14 protein-coding genes, 1 tRNA gene and 1 riboswitch are annotated in these 16,266 nt (G+C 56.2%); of the genes, 13 read left to right on the plus strand and 2 right to left on the minus strand.

Translation table 11 applies throughout. The features are described 5' to 3' along the window. Positions 1 to 12: 12 nt before the first annotated feature. The 3 genes from FHT79_RS16960 to FHT79_RS16970 all read left to right on the plus strand — a co-directional run bounded on the left by FHT79_RS16960 (position 13) and on the right by FHT79_RS16970 (position 3,248). Positions 13 to 1,212, plus strand: coding sequence for an aspartate aminotransferase family protein (locus FHT79_RS16960; RefSeq protein ID WP_183903739.1), 1,200 nt, complete (start codon positions 13 to 15; stop codon positions 1,210 to 1,212). 40 nt (positions 1,213 to 1,252) lie between these two features. Then, positions 1,253 to 2,167 (plus strand): ornithine carbamoyltransferase, encoded by a 915-nt coding sequence (argF, locus tag FHT79_RS16965; RefSeq protein ID WP_183903740.1) that lies wholly within the window; start codon positions 1,253 to 1,255, stop codon positions 2,165 to 2,167. Between the two features lie 88 nt (positions 2,168 to 2,255). After that, positions 2,256 to 3,248, plus strand: coding sequence for an Hsp33 family molecular chaperone (locus tag FHT79_RS16970; protein WP_183903741.1), 993 nt, complete (start codon positions 2,256 to 2,258; stop codon positions 3,246 to 3,248). 155 nt (positions 3,249 to 3,403) lie between these two features. Here FHT79_RS16970 and apaG read toward each other — a convergent pair whose 3' ends face one another. Further along, complete coding sequence (apaG, locus tag FHT79_RS16975) at positions 3,404 to 3,796, minus strand: Co2+/Mg2+ efflux protein ApaG (RefSeq protein WP_028756223.1); 393 nt, start codon at positions 3,794 to 3,796, stop codon at positions 3,404 to 3,406. Positions 3,797 to 4,061: 265 nt separating this feature from the next. Further along, positions 4,062 to 5,246 carry an O-succinylhomoserine sulfhydrylase gene (locus tag FHT79_RS16980; RefSeq protein ID WP_183903742.1) on the minus strand — a complete coding sequence of 395 codons (1,185 nt, stop codon included), beginning with the start codon at positions 5,244 to 5,246 and terminating at the stop codon, positions 4,062 to 4,064. A 42-nt stretch (positions 5,247 to 5,288) separates the two neighbouring features. Then, positions 5,289 to 5,367: riboswitch (SAM riboswitch) on the minus strand. Positions 5,368 to 5,440: 73 nt separating this feature from the next. Here FHT79_RS16980 and FHT79_RS16985 point away from each other — a divergent pair. From FHT79_RS16985 to FHT79_RS17030, 10 genes are all read left to right on the plus strand, one after another. Next, positions 5,441 to 6,535 (plus strand): 2'-deoxycytidine 5'-triphosphate deaminase, encoded by a 1,095-nt coding sequence (locus FHT79_RS16985; protein ID WP_028756225.1) that lies wholly within the window; start codon positions 5,441 to 5,443, stop codon positions 6,533 to 6,535. Positions 6,536 to 6,594: 59 nt separating this feature from the next. Then, a tRNA-Gly gene (locus FHT79_RS16990) sits at positions 6,595 to 6,668 on the plus strand. Positions 6,669 to 6,855: 187 nt separating this feature from the next. Next, positions 6,856 to 8,064, plus strand: coding sequence for an integrase arm-type DNA-binding domain-containing protein (locus FHT79_RS16995; protein WP_183903743.1), 1,209 nt, complete (start codon positions 6,856 to 6,858; stop codon positions 8,062 to 8,064). Positions 8,065 to 8,184: 120 nt separating this feature from the next. Further along, entirely contained in the window at positions 8,185 to 8,652 is a 468-nt protein-coding gene (locus FHT79_RS17000; protein WP_183903744.1) for a hypothetical protein, read from the plus strand. A gap of 56 nt (positions 8,653 to 8,708) precedes the next feature. Beyond that, positions 8,709 to 9,467 carry an HNH endonuclease gene (locus FHT79_RS17005; RefSeq protein WP_183903745.1) on the plus strand — a complete coding sequence of 253 codons (759 nt, stop codon included), beginning with the start codon at positions 8,709 to 8,711 and terminating at the stop codon, positions 9,465 to 9,467. Between the two features lie 470 nt (positions 9,468 to 9,937). Next, positions 9,938 to 11,308 (plus strand): SAM-dependent methyltransferase, encoded by a 1,371-nt coding sequence (locus FHT79_RS17010; protein ID WP_183903746.1) that lies wholly within the window; start codon positions 9,938 to 9,940, stop codon positions 11,306 to 11,308. Further along, entirely contained in the window at positions 11,305 to 12,642 is a 1,338-nt protein-coding gene (locus FHT79_RS17015; protein ID WP_183903747.1) for a DNA methyltransferase, read from the plus strand. The genes FHT79_RS17010 and FHT79_RS17015 overlap by 4 nt, the downstream gene beginning before the upstream one ends. A 58-nt stretch (positions 12,643 to 12,700) precedes the next feature. After that, on the plus strand, positions 12,701 to 13,846 hold the full coding sequence (locus FHT79_RS17020) for a hypothetical protein (protein WP_183903748.1): 1,146 nt from the start codon (positions 12,701 to 12,703) through the stop codon (positions 13,844 to 13,846). Next, positions 13,847 to 14,992: an AAA family ATPase gene (locus tag FHT79_RS17025; protein WP_183903749.1), complete on the plus strand. Its 1,146-nt coding sequence runs from the start codon at positions 13,847 to 13,849 to the stop codon at positions 14,990 to 14,992. After that, on the plus strand, positions 14,979 to 16,232 hold the full coding sequence (locus FHT79_RS17030; protein WP_183903750.1) for a hypothetical protein: 1,254 nt from the start codon (positions 14,979 to 14,981) through the stop codon (positions 16,230 to 16,232). Before FHT79_RS17025 ends, FHT79_RS17030 begins: the two co-directional genes overlap by 14 nt. Positions 16,233 to 16,266: the final 34 nt, after the last annotated feature.

The raw sequence follows: 16,266 nt of genomic DNA on the forward strand, positions 1-16,266 counted from the left end.
GGAGATCGCGCTATGGCTGAAGCCGCGCCGCTTTATGACACCTATTCTCGTGCCCCGTTGCGGTTCGAGCGAGGCGAGGGCGTGTGGCTGATCACCGAAAGCGGCGAGCGATATCTCGATTTCGGCGCCGGCGTCGCCGTCACTTCGGTCGGCCACAGCAATCCGCATGTGGTCGGCGCGCTGAAGGAGCAGGCCGACAAGGTCTGGCATCTCTCCAACATCTATGAGATCCCCGGCCAGGAGCGTCTGGCCAAACGGCTGACCGACGCCACCTTTGCCGACAAGGTGTTCTTCACCAATTCGGGCGCCGAGGCGCTCGAATGCGCGATCAAGACGGCGCGCCGTTATCAGTATTCCAAGGGTCATCCCGAGCGCTTCCATATCATCACCTTCGAAGGCGCCTTTCACGGCCGGACACTGGCGACGATCGCCGCCGGCGGCCAGGAGAAATATCTTGAGGGCTTCGGCCCCAAGGCGCCCGGTTTCGATCAGGTGGCGTTCGGCGACATCGAAGCGGTGCGCGCCGCGATCACCGATGCCACGGCCGGAATTCTCATCGAGCCGGTGCAGGGCGAGGGCGGCGTGCGTCCGGCCACCCCCGAATTCATGAAGGCGCTTCGCCAGATCTGCGACGAGAATGGCCTGCTGCTGATCCTCGACGAGGTCCAGACCGGGGTCGGGCGTACCGGCAAGCTCTTCGCCCATGAATGGTCGGGCGTCACCCCCGACATCATGGCGGTCGCCAAGGGCATCGGCGGCGGTTTCCCGCTCGGCGCCTGCCTTGCCACTGCAGAGGCTGCCTCCGGCATGAAGGCCGGCACGCACGGCTCGACCTATGGCGGCAATCCGCTCGCCATGGCCGTCGGCAGCGCCGTGCTCGACATCATTCTCGCCGATGGCTTCCTCCAGCAGGTGCGCGACGTCGCACTTGTCTTCCGCCAGGGCCTGGCTTCGCTGAAGGACCGTTATCCCGATGTGATCGAGGATATCAGAGGCGAGGGGCTTTTGCTCGGCGTCAAGGCCGCCATTCCCTCGGCCGAACTGCTGCAGGCGATCCGCGCCGCCCATCTGCTCGGCGTGCCCGCCGGCGACAATGTCATCCGCCTTCTTCCGCCCCTCGTGGTCACCGCCGAGGAAGCCCGCGAGGGCCTTGCCCGCATCGAGCGCGCTGCCGAGAGCATTCGCGCCTCCAAGGTCAAGAAGACGGCTTGAAGGGATTGCCGCCTGCGGGCGCAGCACAGGTAACAAGACTATGGCTCCTAAACATTTCCTCGATCTTTCGGCGGTCACGTCAGCCGATCTCAGAACCATCATGAACGATGCGCTCGCCCGCAAGCAGGCCTTCAAGGCCGGCAAGGGCGACAAGCCGCTCGCCGGCAAGATGCTGGCGATGATCTTCGAGAAGCCGTCGACGCGCACCCGCGTCTCCTTCGATGTCGGCATGCGCCAGCTCGGCGGCGAAACGCTGTTCCTGTCCGGCACCGAGATGCAGCTCGGCCGCGCCGAGACGATCGGCGACACCGCCAAGGTGCTATCGCGTTATGTCGATGCGATCATGATCCGCACCACCGAGCATTCCAGGCTGCTGGAGCTTGCCGAGCATGCGACCGTGCCCGTGATCAATGCGCTGACGGATGACACCCATCCCTGCCAGATCATGGCCGATATCATGACCTTCGAAGAGCATCGCGGCCCGATCAAGGGCAAGACCATCGCCTGGACCGGCGACGGTAACAATGTGCTGCATTCGCTGGTTGAAGGGGCTGCGCGCTTCGGCTATCGCATGAACATGGCCGTGCCCCTTGGCTCGGAGCCCAAGGATCACTATCTGAACTGGGCCCGCAATGAGGGCGCCGAAATCATGCTCTGCCATGATGCCGACCGTGCGGTCGCCGGCGTCGATTGCGTGGTGACCGATACCTGGGTCTCCATGAATCAGGAACATCGGGCCCGGGGTCACAATGTCTTCCAGCCTTATCAGGTCAACGCGGCTTTGATGGCGAAGGCCGGCAATGATGCATTGTTCATGCATTGCCTGCCTGCTCATCGCGGTGAGGAAGTGACGGACGAAGTGATCGACGGTCCGCAATCCGTAGTCTTCGATGAGGCGGAAAACCGCCTTCATGCGCAGAAGTCGATTCTTGCTTGGTGCCTGGGCGCGATCTGAACCATAATCTGGTGTCGCGAGTCACAAACTCGCGACCGCGCGAGCGAAGCCACGCTGGGCTGTCGCTTGAAAACTAGGAGTGAAAGCCATGGCAGAAGCTGCAGCCGCCCTCGGCCAGTTTGATTTCGCCGGCGATGACCATGTCGTCCCTTTTCAGGTGGAGGGTCTGGATGTGCGCGGCCGTGCCGTCCAGCTCGGCCCGATGCTCGATGCGATCCTCGAGCGCCATCATTACCCCGCCCCCGTCGCCCGGCTGCTTGCCGAAGTCGTCGTGCTGACGGTGCTGCTCGGCACCTCGCTGAAATTCGACGGCAAGTTCACGGTGCAGACCAAGGGCGATGGCCCGGTCGATCTTCTCGTCGCCGATTTCTCGACGCCGGAAAATGTCCGCGCCTATGCCCGTTTCGATAAGGCGCTGCTCAACAAGGCGATTGAAGCAGGTGAAACCGAGCCGGAGCAATTGCTCGGCAAGGGCGTGCTCGCCTTCACCATCGACCAGGGCAAGTTCGGCCAGCCCTATCAGGGCATCGTCGCGCTCGACGGCACCTCGCTGGAGGAGATAGCCGGCGTCTATTTCCGCCAGTCGGAACAGATCCCGACGCGCGTGCGCCTGGCCGCGGCCGAACTCTTCGATCGTGACGAGGCGGGCAAGCCGCGCCATCGCTGGCGGGCAGGCGGCCTTGTCGCCCAGTTCCTGCCGGAGGCGCCGGAGCGCATGCGCCAGCCGGATCTCCACGGCGGCGACGGCGACACCGGCAACCGCCTGCATGGCGAGGACGATGCCTGGGTCGAAGCCCGTTCGCTGGTCGAGACCATCGACGCCGACGAACTGACGGATCCGCTGGTCGGGACCGAACGGCTGCTGTTCCGCCTGTTCCATGAGCGTGGCGTGCGCGTCTACGAACCGCGCGCCGTCTTCGACCGCTGCAGCTGCTCGCGGGAGAAGATCAAGGGCGTGCTGAAGGGCTTTTCGGCCGAGGAGATCGAAGCCAGCCAGGAAAACGGCGAGATCGCCGTGACCTGCGAATTCTGCTCGACCACCTACCGCTTCGAGCCGGCCGAGCTTCAGCCAGCTGAATAGTAGAGTGTTTGCCAAGGCTGTCCCGCTTGCGCGGATAGCTGCCCCTCATCCTAACCTTACCGGGGTCGAACCACTCGTCTCGACCCCGGTTGGTGCCGGCAGGCGGATGAGGGGCAGGCCTCGGCAATCTCCCAAGGGCGGGACATCGTTACACGTCAGTTAAGCACCCGCAGCAGTCCCGGTGAATCCAGCGAGAAGGCGGGGATCTCGACATCGAACATCTCACCTTCGTCCGTTTCCATCTGGTAATGGCCGAACATCAGCCCTGAGGGGGTGTCGAGCGGGCAGCCGGAGGAATATTCGTAGGTGTCGCCGGGGCTGAGCCGTGGCTGTTCGCCGACGACGCCCGGGCCCGTCACTTCGTCCACCAGTCCGTTCTGGTCGGTGATATTCCAGTAACGGTTGACCAGGCGAACGGCTATGCCGGAATTGTTGCTGATGACAATCCGGTAACCCCAAACATAGCGGTCGTCTTCCGGATCGGATTGCTCCTCCAGATAGAATGGTTCGACCACAACTTCGATCTCTCTTGTGAGGGCGCGATACATGCCTTGCACCTTAGTCAAGATATGTTACCCGTATCTTATAAGAGGCCCTGTCCGTCAAGAAACGGAACGTTGATCGTCACTGAAACTATGATGATCGAAGGGTTTTCGATCGTTAAGCCTAATTGTCAGTGTTAATTCCAGATCGGAACGCCGGCACGACCGTAGTTGTTCCCCCGGCCGAACCGTGGTGAGGTCCGGCGAGCCGAACCCCAGTGAGATCAGGCGAGCCGAACCCCGAGTGAGGTCCGGCTCCCATTGTCGTCGATCAGGCCGAAACCTTGGCAAGCGCCCGCGCGAAATCCTCGATCAGATCGTCGGTATCCTCGATGCCGGTCGAAAGCCGCACCGTGCCCGGAGAAATGCCGAGTTCGGCGCGCGCCTCCTCCGTCAGGTTCTTGTGCGTCGTCGTTGCCGGATGGGTGATCAGGCTCTTGCTGTCGCCGAGATTGTTGGAGATCTTGACGATCTCCAACGCGTTCTGCAGGGCAAAGGCCGCTTCCTTGCCGCCCTTGAGCTCGAAGGCGACCAGCGTCGAGCCGCCGGTCATCTGCTTGGCGATGATATCGGCCTGCGGATGGTCCTTGCGGCCGGGATAGATCACCTTGGCGATCTTGCCCTGCTCGGCGAGGAAATCGGCGATCTTTGCCGCATTCTGCGTCTGCTGGCGCACGCGCAGCGGCAGCGTCTCGATGCCCTTCAGCAGCGTCCAGGCATTGAACGGCGACATGGCCGGGCCGGTATGGCGGAAATAGTCGTGCAGGTTCTCGTCGATCCATTCCTTGTCGGCAAGCACGACGCCGCCGAGGCAGCGGCCCTGGCCGTCAATATGCTTGGTGGCGGAATAGACGACGATATGGGCGCCGAGTTCCAACGGCTTCTGGAACAGCGGCGTGGCGAAGACATTGTCGACGACGACCTTGGCGCCGATCTGGTTGGCGAGCTTGGCGACGCCTGCGATATCGATCACTTCGAGCGTCGGGTTGGTCGGGCTTTCCAGGAAGAACACCTTGGTCTTCGGCGTGATCGCCTTTTCCCAGTTGGCCAGATCCCGGCCGTCGATCAGCGTGCAGTCGATGCCGTATTTCGGCGCCAGCGTCTCGACCACCCAGCGGCAGGAGCCGAACAGGGCGCGCGCGGCGACGATATGATCGCCGGCCTTCAGCTGGCAGAGGATCGCCGCGGTGACGGCCGCCATGCCGGAAGCGGTGGCGCGGGCATCCTCCGCGCCTTCGAGCATGCACATGCGCTTTTCGAACATGTCGTTGGTGGGGCTGCCGTAGCGGGCGTAGATGAAGCCCTCCGTCTCGCCCTTGAAGCGGGCTTCGGCCGCTTCCGAGGTCTCATAGACGAAACCCTGCGTGAGATAGATTGCCTCGGACGTTTCGCCATATTGCGAACGCAGCGTGCCGCCGTGAACGAGTTGGGTTGCGGGGCGCCAGGACTTGCTCATGCCATCACCTTCACATAACAAAAAAACCGGTCGCAAAAGCAGACCGGTTTCAACCCGGTCTTTTTAGCCACTTGTTTAACGTGGCTGCAAGCCGACCGGCCAAATCACCACGGGATAATTCTGCAATACTGCTGTTAGCTGCTTGCGTCAATTCCCCGAGTTTGGTTTTGTCGGCGGCAAATGATGGATGAGGCATGATGGCTCGTGAAACGGGAATTCTGGCGGATCGCGCGATCTCCGCGCTGTTCGAAACGGAGCGTCTGATCTCCGAACGGGAGCTGGACCGCGACCAGATCCAGCCGGCAAGTCTCGACCTGCGCTTAGGAAGCAAGGCCTTTCGCGTTCGCGCCAGCTTCATGCCCGGCCCCTCGCATCTGGTGTCGGACAAGCTCGACCGGCTGAGCCTGCATGTGATCGACCTTTCCGAGGGCGCGGTGCTCGAGACCGGCTGCGTCTACATCGTGCCGCTGATGGAGAGCCTGGCGCTGCCGGCCGACATGTCGGCCTCGGCCAACCCGAAGAGCTCGACCGGCAGGCTCGATATCTTCACCCGCGTCATCACCGATTACGCCCAGGAATTCGACAAGATCCCGGCCGGTTATTCCGGCCCGCTCTATCTCGAAATCAGCCCGCGCACCTTCCCGATCGTGGTGCGCCGCGGCTCGCGCCTGTCGCAGATCCGCTTCCGCGTTGGCCATTCCCTGCTCGGCGAGCCGGAACTCTTGAAGCTGCATGAAAGCGAGACGCTGGTCGCCAGCAAGCAGCCGAATGTTTCGGGCGGCGGCATCGCGCTGTCGATCGATCTGGCCGGCGACAAGGACGGCCTGATCGGCTATCGCGGCAAACATCACACCGCCGTTGTCGATGTCGACAAGAAGGCCCAGCACGACATCTATGATTTCTGGGAACCGCTTTATAGCCGCGGCCGCAACGAGCTGATCCTTGATCCGGACGAGTTCTATATCCTCGTCTCGCGCGAGGCCGTGCACGTGCCGCCGGATTATGCCGCCGAGATGACCCCCTTCGATCCGCTGGTCGGCGAATTCCGCGTCCATTATGCCGGTTTCTTCGACCCGGGTTTCGGCCATGCCCCTGCCGGCGGGCGCGGCAGCCGCGCCGTGCTCGAAGTGCGCAGCCACGAGGTGCCCTTCATCCTCGAAGACGGCCAGATCGTCGGTCGCCTCGTCTACGAACACATGCAGGAAAAGCCGGCAAGCCTCTACGGCTCCGGCCTCGGCTCCAACTACCAGGCCCAGGGCCTCAAACTCTCGAAACACTTCCGCATCTGAGGCGTTACACCAGGCGCGACTTGACAGCCGCCCCCATCTGTTGGAAATCTCAGCGCATCGCGGGTGTAGCTCAATGGTAGAGCAGCAGCTTCCCAAGCTGAATACGAGGGTTCGATTCCCTTCACCCGCTCCACAGCCCCACAGCCGTTTCGGAAATGTTCGTCCAGCGACGTCCAATATCGCTATAGAAATCAGTCACATAAGATAAGCTTTGGCCTCGCGCGCGCGTAACGAAGGGCAACGGGGTGCAGTGACATCCAGCAAAATTTTCGGTACAAAACCACGGTATAAAGCTGCGGGATGTAGGGCTGATACCGTAAATGGCGCTGACAGACGTTCAAATTCGAAATGCCAAAAAATCCGAAAAACCGTACAAGCTGCCAGATGGGAAGGGCCTTTATCTGTATGTTTCGACGGCCGGCGGCAAGTCGTGGAGGCTTGACTATGCATACTTTGGAAAAAGAAAGACGCTGACGCTCGGTGCCTATCCTGCGATTGGGCTGGCCGAAGCCCGTAGCCGGCGAGATGAAGCAAAGAAAAAGCTGTCAGAAGGCTTGGATCCCTCGCTGGCGAAGAAGCGCGAGCAGTTGTCCGCCAAGGCCGCGGCCGGAAACACGTTCGGACTGATCGCTGATGAGTTCATCGCGAAGCTACGTCGCGACAAGCGCGCGGAGCCGACCATAGATAAGAACACGTGGATGCTGAAGGTCCTCGCGAGGAAACTGTCGCCCTATCCGATAACTCAAATTTCGGCCAAAGACGTTTTGGACGTTCTCAATGTCATCGAGAAAAGCGGGCGGGTAGAGAGTGCCCTCGCCACACGCTCAGCCATAGGACGTGTCTTCCGGTTTGCCATCGCAACAGCAAGAGCAGAGAACGATCCCACCTCGGCATTGCGAGGTGCCCTCCAGCGCCATGTTCCGGTAAGTCACCCGGCGCTCACCAATCGCAAGGCGCTTGGTGGCCTGATGAGGGCAATTTATGGATATAATGGCTGGCCGTCTCTTGTCGCAGCATTGAAAATTCAAGCTCTCTGTTTTGCTCGTCCGGGGGAAACCCGCTCAATGGAATGGTCAGAACTCGACCTCGAAAACGCGATCTGGACGATACCCGCCGCGAAGACAAAAATGCGCCGCGAGCATCATGTGCCACTCTCTCGTCAAGCCATTGAGGTAATTAGACACATGGAGGACCTGTTCGGCGACAAACCAAACGTTTTTCCGTCGATGATGTCTGGCAAGGCGTTGCTGTCTGAAAACTCAATGAATTCAGCTCTGCGCCGTATGGGAGTAGGGGACGAGGAGCACACAGCGCACGGCTTTCGCTCGTCAGCGAGTAGTATCTTGAACGAATCCGGCGCATTTAGCGCCGACGCAATCGAGGCCCAGCTGGCTCATTTAGATTCACGGGAGGTGCGCCGAATCTATAATCGCGCGACCTACTGGGATGAGCGCGTGCGGATGATGCAGTGGTGGGCCGACATGCTCGACGACGAACGAAAGAGAGGCGATGGAAGCAGGCAGTTTTAAAGCCGGCCACGGAGCATTCGACGCCGCTGATCCGCCGCGATTTGCGGCATTGACAAGAGTCTCCTTCGCGTATCGATTGCAAACAAGCCACGGCATCTCATTCGACTGGAAAGCACAAGGATGGAAGACAGCGACAGCCAGAAGCAGCTGGCAATTGCTATCGCAAAATCAGCGACAAGAAGTGAGGCAGAAGCGTTGCGCGACTGGGCAAGGCAGCTGATCAAGTTGATAGAAGAGGATATCTCGACCGTAGCAAGGGCAAGAAAAGCGATTTCGCTCACCGCATCCAGCAGCGTTTTACTGCCAGCGATGAGAATTATCAGCGCTCGAGCAAAGAAACATAGTTGGGACAATCGAACGTCAACCCAGCGCTTGGGCATCGCGGCCGCGGTGGGAGCCTTTGCAATGTTCCCCGGAGCGAATGCCGGCATAGCTGCACTCGGTGGTGCCGTAGGCGTGCCGTTGTGGATGGTTTTTGGCGGAGGCTCGATGTTTTTGAAGGTGTTATATGACGAATTGACGAAGGGAGCTGACGAGCCGTCTTCCGAAGCGTCCTACAAGGTGATTGACGCTAAAAAGCAGGATTGATTTGGACACCAGTGTTTCTCCCTGAGTTCGTCCCCTGAAACGCCACGAGAGAAATCATGAACCGAAAAGCCTTCATTCAGAGTCATGGAGCCGAGTGCAAGAATTGGAACTGGAGTTGGTCATTCGTCAATGAAGCGGAACGCTTCATCATCTTCGGAATGTGGCAGGACGCTGGAACGAAGAAGGTTGGGCTGATCCTGCATAGGGGTTGGGAAATCAGCGCCAAAGGCCGCAAGAACAATGGGTATAGGCAGGCAATCGAACATATTCGACTGATTAAAGAAGAGGATTACCGACTCAAGACATTCCCAATGATCGGTGAACCACGCAATCCTGAGGAGGGCGAGCTTTCCGCTTCAAAAATTACCGAATTCACACCTGAACTCAACGAAGCGCGTTTGATCGAGTTGCCGGACGGTTGGTACGCCTCGCACGCCGATGACCATTTTGAGACGATCGCCGAGATCGTCGCAGGAAACGAAGAAGTGGAGTTCTGGGAGGGCGCTGCGTTCCGCATCCAGGTAAATGCCTACGAACGCAACGCGGAGGCCCGCCAGAAGTGTCTCAAGCACTTCGGCTTTCGCTGTCGAGCCTGCGATATCGATTTCGGTGAGAAGTATGGAGCTCTGGGGCAAGGCTACATTCACGTGCACCACATCAAGCCGATTCACCAATGTGGGGGAGCATACAAGGTTGACCCGATCAGGGATCTCATCCCAGTCTGTGCGAACTGTCATGCCATGATCCATCGTCGGGCTGATCCGCTGAGCGTCGATGACGTCAGGGCGATGCTTGCCGGGCAGAGCCAGAAATAAGCTACGCAACGCTCTATCGGAGAGCACGGGCAAGTACGCCATGCAAGGCAGGGGCATGGAGACCAACAATCCGGTGTCCTGCCTCGACTACGTCTATTTCTGAAGATGAGCCGCTGACGCTGGGCTCTTATGCTGACGTGGGCTCGTTAAATGCCTAGCCGACGCGATGAAGCAAATCAAAAGTTATCGAAGCATTAGATCCATGACCGGCAAAAAGCGGGAGCAACTGGCTGGACGAGCGGCAGCTGGCAACACTTTCGGCCTGATTGAGCGTGTGCGGTTGATGCAATGGTGGGCCGACAAGTTGGACGAGCAGCGAAGCTCTCGTGCCGTCCCGCACTCTGGTGAGCGAAGTCAAACAAGTTTGATCGGCGTATTCCTAAACTTCAAAAATCGCGAGGCTTGCTTTCGAGCGACGGTCCACGCAAAAAACGAGGTACACTGAACCGGCGAATCAAACGGGGGCGCTGATGACTTTTGCCGATATGGAGTTCTCCGGTGCAAGCCATCGTGGTGCCTGCAAGAGTCGAAATGCGTTGGAGGTGTTACTTGAACAATTAGATCGAAATTTCATTTTTCGTGACCGGTCTGATTTGGCTCGACTGGTCAACTGGTCTGCTGGAAAAGACGCGCCGTTTCATCGCTGGTTTCGATACCGAGAGGCTTTTTCGCCTGAACTCATCCCACAACTTAATCTCGGCAAGCGCATTCTCGATCCGTTTTGCGGTTGTGGCTCCACGTTGATTGGAGCCATGCAAACGAATAGGTCAGCTGTAGGCATTGATCTCAATCCGCTAGCTAGCTTTGTTTCGAAGGTAAAAGTCACAGGTTTATCTGATGACGAACTAGCGTCTATTCACGGCTTCCTTTCGCAGCTCAGCGAGGCAGGGCCATCAGAGCCGGATAAAATCAGCCTTCCAGACCTATCGATCGCCGCAAAAGTTTTCGAACCTACAGTCGTCCAAACGCTGATGAAGCTCAGGGCTCAGATTGCAGCCGCGCCTGTCTCTCAAAATGCGCGCAATTTCCTCCTGCTCGGGTGGCTCGGAATACTTGAAACCGTCGGCAGCTACTTCAAAGAAGGTAACGGTATCAAATATAGAAAGATGCAGCGTCGACCCGGCCGCTATGTCGAGAGGGAGCCGGGCGTTTGGCAGAACGCGCGGTTCGGCTCAGATCAAGCTGGTTATGTGCTTGGTTGTTATGAGAGGCACGTTCGATTGATGTTAACTGATGCGAAGCTTTGGGTCTCAATGGATGGACAATCCGAAGTCTTCAACGGAAACGCGCTAGATCTAATTCATCTTGCCGATGGGATGTTTGATGGAGTCATATTCAGCCCGCCCTACGCCAACCGGTTTGATTACTTTGAATCCATGAAAGTAGAACTTTGGTTTGGTGGGTTTGTTAACTCCTATGATGAGCTTAAGCGGCTTCGAAAGGAATCTCTGCGGTCGCATCTTGGGGCGGATATGAGCAGAGACAAAACATCGTTTGAAGAACTGGAGGGGCTTCTTAGCACAATGGATCGCACAGCCAGTAGCTGGCGCATGGGCGTACCTGAGTTACTTCGTGGTTATTTCTCAGATATCATCGAGGTATTGAAGCAGTGCAGGAAAAAACTTGCCAACGGCGCTTGCCATGTTGTCGTGGGCAATTCCGCTTTTGCGGGAACGATTATTCCATCAGATGTCTTGACGGCGATAGCCGGGAAGAAGGCCGGATTTACTCATGCTGAAATTTGGATTACTCGGCACCTGACGGTGGCTCCTCAACAGCGCAGCAGGCTAGAGGGCCTGGAGCGATATATGCGGGAATCCATTGTAGTGCTTTCGCCATGAACGAACGAGTAACACCACCCGATTATCGGAGCTTCGACGATTTGCCTTCCCAGACCGAAATAGGTTTTGGGGAGATCGTCGGGATAGACCTCTCTAGCCACACAAGCCCGTTTACCCATGGGCTGCATAGGTATCCCGCAAAGTTCATTCCTCAGATCCCAAGGTGGGCTATAAAAGAGTTGTCGCGGCCCGGTGAAGTCGTGCTCGATCCATTCATGGGATCAGGGACTACTATAGTCGAATCCCTTCTCGCGGACCGCGTGGCTCATGGAATCGACCTCGACCCACTAGCTTGTCTCATCGCTCAAGCGAAAACAGCGCAAGCTAATCGTCTGGAACTTAGGCATCTCCAGGAACAGCTTGCTAGCTCAGTTCTAAGGGAAGAAGACAATTTGATCGTTCCGATGGCGGGCGTCAAGAATTTTGAGCACTGGTTCTCCCGAGCGACATGGGGAACGCTACAGAATATAAGAAATAAGATCCTGACATTGGACTGCTCAGAGGAGTCGCGGGCCTTTTTACTATGCGTATTCAGTTCTATACTGCGCCGTGTCTCGAATGCCGATGATCAAACGCAAAAAACCTATGTTTCCGGTACCTTAAGGAAGAACCCGCCCGCAGCTCGTCCTACGTTTTTCCGAGCTTTAGAGAGGGCTATCAATTCATTGGATTCTTTCGGTGTAAGAGCCTCAGAGACGCACGCTCATATCCACCGCGCGTCAGCCACCGCGATGCCAATCGCTGATCAATCGATCGACCTGATCGTGACCAGTCCGCCATATCTCGACTCTGTTGATTACATGTATAACATGATGGTCGAATATTTCTGGCTTGGTGACGTGCTAGGAATTCCTCACCGTAAAGATTTCAACGCGGCGCGAAAACTTTCAGTAGGTGGCAAGAAAAGTCAGATCAGCCTTCCGCCCCCTTCTTGCGTGTCAGAGTTGATCGATTTTAACGAACTCCCAGACTATCGAAAAGCGGCTGCGGCGTCTTATTTCTCAAGCATGGACGAGCACTTTCGCGAGGCGGCTCGCGTGCTGAAGACCGGCAGGCAATATGTGCTGGTAATCGGTAATAGCCAAACAGAAAAGGGCCAATTGCCCGTTCATGATGCATTGGTCTCGATGGCCTCGACTCATGGTTTTTCACTCCAGCACGCCTTTGGCTATCGTATACGCCGCCACTATATGAAATTTCCCCGGAAGGGGCGGGGCGGAATTATCCTCATGGACTGGGTCATCATATTGAAAAACGAAGGCCACGGACCAACTCCCCTTCGTCGCCTTCCAATGCCAGAGATACTTATCTCCCCAGATGCTGTAGCCCATTAAGCTTTGGCGTCCAGCATAGTCGTCACACTTAGTATGAGACTGTCCTATCGAATCAGATATGTTCCAGCCGTTGAAGCTGAGGACTATTCAATTGCTTGTTTGGCCGACCTCCCACGTTGGAATGCTCCATCCTTGCGGTGGAGAAAAACCTCGGGCTCAAAGTGACAATTTCTGCGAATTCGTCCGATCCTCACTTGCGAAAATAGGCTATTCCGCATCGAAGCCCGAAGATCCGACGAAGAAGAACCAGTACGAAACACGGAAATCCCTGTATGAAGAAATCGGCTTGGCTTATGTCGCTTCAAAATCGGACAAAATAACAATCACCGACGTCGGAATGCAGCTCTACAAGTTGATTTCAGAGCAGCAGAAACCTTATACCGAGGACTTCAAGCGTCGCGCCACCGCAATTCTCGCATTTGCACTCTCGCGCAGTCAGATTTACCGGCCGCAGTCGCGCGGCAGTCCAAAACAGCCAAAGAATGATTTGGATGCATGTCGCGTGCGCCCGTATGCCCTAGCTTGGCAAGCGGTTTTAGATCTCGACGGTTTCCTAACCATGGACGAATTCGGCGCCGTTCTCTGCAGGATTTCGGACCCGAGCCAATACGACGATGCGATTGCAAAAATCAACAAGGCAAGAGATACAGGAAAACCCTTCCAAAGAGATGTGGCTCTATCAGACAACTTCTTTATTTATTGGAAATCACATTTAACGGTCGCCAATACTTTACTTATTGAAGAGGAAGGGCAGGCTGAAACCATATTAAGACTAAATAAGGACTATAGGAGTTTATTGACAGGCTTGATGCGATTCGGCCGAAGCTGTGGAAATTCCAAGGAAGAGCTTTTCTCGGCGCTTAATTGGGGGAGCATCGAGGAATACTATTCATCTATTGCAGGTGTCACGTGCCCGCCGTTTATGGAAACTCCCGAGCCCAAAATCATTAACGTGGCGGGCACTGCTGTCACAGACCTCTCGTCTTACGAGTTGCGCATCTCCGGTAGAACCGCCGAAGTCGTTGGCGGTCCAGAACTTTGCAATCTTCCCATTCTGACCCCCTGCATACACAGCCTTCATAGGGAGTACCTACTTAGGTTGGATACCAAAAACAGATTGAAGGATGGACGCATAGAGCTTGGCCTCGGTAGGGGACGGCCTATAGTCCGCCCTGATTTGATATTTAGTAAAGGAGAAGCTTAAGTGAGCGGTAGTGCCGGATCTCTGACTTCGCTCGGTAAAGGCGGAATTGTTCCGCCGGACCGATTCGACGACGCACCTGATCGCGTAGCTGAGATCGCAAACACACCGCTCGATCTGCCCGATCTGTCAACCGCTCGTCAAAGCTTGATGCAGAGCGGCTACTATGCAGAGACCACAATCGACGAACTTCTAACATCCATTGTATTAGGACACGTGATACTTGCTGGCCCACCCGGAACGGGGAAAACAAGTCTCGCGCAGGCTCTCGCGGCAGCTTTCAACGCAGGCTTACAGGTAGAAACGGCTAATCCGGAGTGGTCGGTATTCGATACCGTCGGAACTCAAACGCTGAACGACAAGGGCGGCGTAAAGGGCCAGCATGGAATCGTTACGGCTGCTATCTTGAAATGCGCAAATTCGATCGTATCACATGCTGATACTGGAGAAGGAAATCAGACGCACTGGCTTCTGATAGATGAAATGAACCGGGCGGAAATCGATCGGGCTTTCGGCCCGCTTTTTACTGCTCTCGCCGGTGGAGCCGCGTCACACATGGTCCTAGACTATGTGGATGGGAGACCCACCCTCGCGATTCCGGAAAACTTTCGCATAATTGCTACCGTCAACGAGTATGATGCCCGCTTTGTCCAATCTATGTCGGCGGCATTGCGTAGGCGATTCGCTAAAGTTTTGGTTCTGCCGCCTCCGAACGCTGATGATGGCGGGATTCCGGCAGGAGAACTCGACAATGCCATCAGCAAATCAAAGCTAAATCTCGGTCGAAATTTCGGGGAAGCTGTTTCCAAAGTTGACCTCTTGGATCAGGAGCGGAAAGAAAAAATTCGATCCGTTTTCGGGTTTTTTCGAAAAAGCGGGAGCGAAGGCGGCGTCCCGGTAGGCACGGCAGTGATCATTGATGTCGTAAGCTACATGGCATCATACGCGACAGTTACAGGCAGCGCTCTTGATGCTCAATTCGAGAAAACATTGGACCGTGCGCTCACGGCTCGCCTCGTTCCATCGCTCGAAAGTGACAGTACGAGAATGAGGCTAAGTGAAACATTTCCAGCCGCGCTACTCCAAAGGTTCCCGTTCCTCGTCTCTACATCGGAGCGCATTACGGCATTCATCAATGGTTCAGATTAAAAACGGCGCCAGCACGTTTGAGCTTTGGCAAGCGGCGATCCGGTCAAGCCTCGGGTTTATCTCTTCATACCTCGCACCCGACAAATATGATATGAACGACTTTTATCTGTCGGATAGGCCGCTGCACTTAGAAGAAAATTTCTCTAAGTTTATCCGAAGTCGTATAGAGCTAAGTAGAAGTGTAATTCTGTCATCTGAATTAAGTAAAATCAACTATTCGGAATTGTCTGCTTTTAGGCACGAGGTATACTACGGGCGGCGACGCGTTGAAGGGGCGATAATACTGCCTCGCCTTATTCGTGAGCGTGCGGCCGGCCGCTTGGACACAATTCCGGTGCTTCGAACGGTCAAAAATTCAGATACGCCAGAGGCCCTTTTCATATCTGAGCTAATTCAGTCCTCGACTCGAGTTTGTCGATGGTGGAAGAAAAATGGCGGAAGTGAAGGTCGGCTTGCTGGTTCGACCTTAAAGTTCTTTAACGCTCTGGAAAATCAGGCGCCGTGGGACGAGTTGCGAACAAAGCCGCGTCCCTCACTTCCTGAGTTGGTCGGCATTGTGCGAAGCCGTTTGGCGGCCGGGTGGAGCAAGAAAGGCGGGATCATTGACCGTCTGCTAAAGATCGTAGACGCTGAAGGTGATGCAGTCTCTGAAGCGGCAGGAGATATTGCCTTCTTTATATCCAATGATCCGCGCTATCAGGATCGAATGTTCGAGCTGATTTGTCTTGGATGGTTAGTGTCAGCAGCTCGAAACGTCTTTCCCTCGTTCAAAGTACACGAGGAGAATTTTCTATCAGCTAGGGGTCCGATCGCCACGTTTTGTAAAGGCGAGCGCTGTTGGTCTTTAAGTTATCAGCGTCATTACGCTAGTGAAACACACTATCATTGGCGTGGCTCGCGTCAGCGGCTTCGAGCGATACCTGACTATGTCGCTGAATCGATTTTGGGCGGCAATGGTATGACAGTCATATTGGACGCCAAGAACAGACCCCAGAGCTCACGGTCGGAGATTATCTATAAGATGCTCGGTTATAAGGAAAACCTGAGGCTCAAACCTTTTGCGGCGTTGGCTCTAGCACCAACTTATGAGAAGGCAGCCTTCCATCGCGTAGACGATGACGACGGGAATTCGGTAGGTCTCGTTTATTTGCCGCTTGATAGGGGAGAGCTGGTTTTGCGGCGAATTCTTCGCTCTGTATTGGACACAAGCGACCGCAATAAAAACATGTCACGTCCATAGCAGCGCCAGTTGAGACAGAACTTATCTGCTGCAT

The organism is Rhizobium sp. BK212 (genome assembly GCF_014197475.1).
Taxonomy (GTDB): domain Bacteria; phylum Pseudomonadota; class Alphaproteobacteria; order Rhizobiales; family Rhizobiaceae; genus Rhizobium; species Rhizobium anhuiense.

Bases quoted from the DNA above. Each gene is read 5' to 3' on its own strand.
- FHT79_RS17020 (WP_183903748.1), top strand. From the start codon at position 12,701: ATGTTCCAGCCGTTGAAGCTGAGGACTATTCAATTGCTTGTTTGGCCG.
- FHT79_RS17015 (WP_183903747.1), top strand. From the start codon at position 11,305: ATGAACGAACGAGTAACACCACCCGATTATCGGAGCTTCGACGATTTG.
- FHT79_RS16960 (WP_183903739.1), top strand. From the start codon at position 13: ATGGCTGAAGCCGCGCCGCTTTATGACACCTATTCTCGTGCCCCGTTG.
- argF (WP_183903740.1), top strand. From the start codon at position 1,253: ATGGCTCCTAAACATTTCCTCGATCTTTCGGCGGTCACGTCAGCCGAT.
- FHT79_RS17010 (WP_183903746.1), top strand. From the start codon at position 9,938: ATGACTTTTGCCGATATGGAGTTCTCCGGTGCAAGCCATCGTGGTGCC.
- FHT79_RS16985 (WP_028756225.1), top strand. From the start codon at position 5,441: ATGATGGCTCGTGAAACGGGAATTCTGGCGGATCGCGCGATCTCCGCG.
- FHT79_RS17005 (WP_183903745.1), top strand. From the start codon at position 8,709: ATGAACCGAAAAGCCTTCATTCAGAGTCATGGAGCCGAGTGCAAGAAT.
- FHT79_RS16995 (WP_183903743.1), top strand. From the start codon at position 6,856: ATGGCGCTGACAGACGTTCAAATTCGAAATGCCAAAAAATCCGAAAAA.
- FHT79_RS16980 (WP_183903742.1), bottom strand. From the start codon at position 5,246: ATGAGCAAGTCCTGGCGCCCCGCAACCCAACTCGTTCACGGCGGCACG.
- FHT79_RS17000 (WP_183903744.1), top strand. From the start codon at position 8,185: ATGGAAGACAGCGACAGCCAGAAGCAGCTGGCAATTGCTATCGCAAAA.
- FHT79_RS17030 (WP_183903750.1), top strand. From the start codon at position 14,979: ATGGTTCAGATTAAAAACGGCGCCAGCACGTTTGAGCTTTGGCAAGCG.
- FHT79_RS16970 (WP_183903741.1), top strand. From the start codon at position 2,256: ATGGCAGAAGCTGCAGCCGCCCTCGGCCAGTTTGATTTCGCCGGCGAT.
- apaG (WP_028756223.1), bottom strand. From the start codon at position 3,796: ATGTATCGCGCCCTCACAAGAGAGATCGAAGTTGTGGTCGAACCATTC.